The organism is Streptomyces sp. SID4985 (assembly GCF_009863025.1).
GTDB lineage: Bacteria > Actinomycetota > Actinomycetes > Streptomycetales > Streptomycetaceae > Streptomyces.
In genome coordinates this window covers 1-770 of the sequence record NZ_WWIR01000121.1, presented here as the reverse complement: position 1 = coordinate 770, position 770 = coordinate 1, and the positions used below count along the sequence as shown (strand labels likewise).

General features: G+C 63.8%; 1 protein-coding gene. It reads right to left on the bottom strand.

The features are described 5' to 3' along the window. On the bottom strand, window positions 1–770 hold a 770-nt coding region (locus GTW40_RS04855; RefSeq protein WP_202485392.1), incomplete at both ends, for a cbb3-type cytochrome c oxidase subunit I.

Genomic DNA, 770 nt, shown 5'->3' with positions numbered 1-770 from the left:
ACCACGAAGTACGAGTCGGAGACGTGGAAGTCCATCGGGGGCGAGGCCAGGATGACACCGGTCAGACCACCGAACACGAAGGTGATCAGGAAGCCGGTCGTCCAGAGCATCGGCGTCTCGAAGGACAGCGAGCCCTTCCACATGGTGCCGATCCAGTTGAAGAACTTCACACCGGTCGGGACCGCGATGAGGAACGTCATGAAGGAGAAGAACGGCAGCAGCACACCGCCGGTGACGTACATGTGGTGCGCCCACACGGTCACGGACAGACCGGCGATGCCGATCGTGGCGGCGATGAGGCCCATGTAGCCGAACATCGGCTTGCGCGAGAACACCGGGATGATCTCGGAAATGATGCCGAAGAACGGTAGGGCGATGATGTACACCTCTGGATGGCCGAAGAACCAGAAGAGGTGTTGCCACAGCAACGCGCCGCCGTTGGCGGCATCGAAGACATGGGCGCCGAACTTGCGGTCCGCCTCCAGGGCGAACAGCGCGGCCGCGAGGACCGGGAAGGCCAGCAGGACCAGCACACCGGTCAGCAGCACGTTCCACACGAAGATCGGCATGCGGAACATCGTCATGCCCGGAGCGCGCATGCAGATGATCGTGGTGATGAAGTTGACCGAGCCGAGGATCGTGCCGAAGCCGGAGAAGGCCAGACCCATGATCCACATGTCGGCGCCGATACCCGGCGAGCGGACCGCGTCCGACAGCGGGGAGTAGGCGAACCAGCCGAAGTCGGCCGCGCCCTGCGGGGTGAGGAAGCC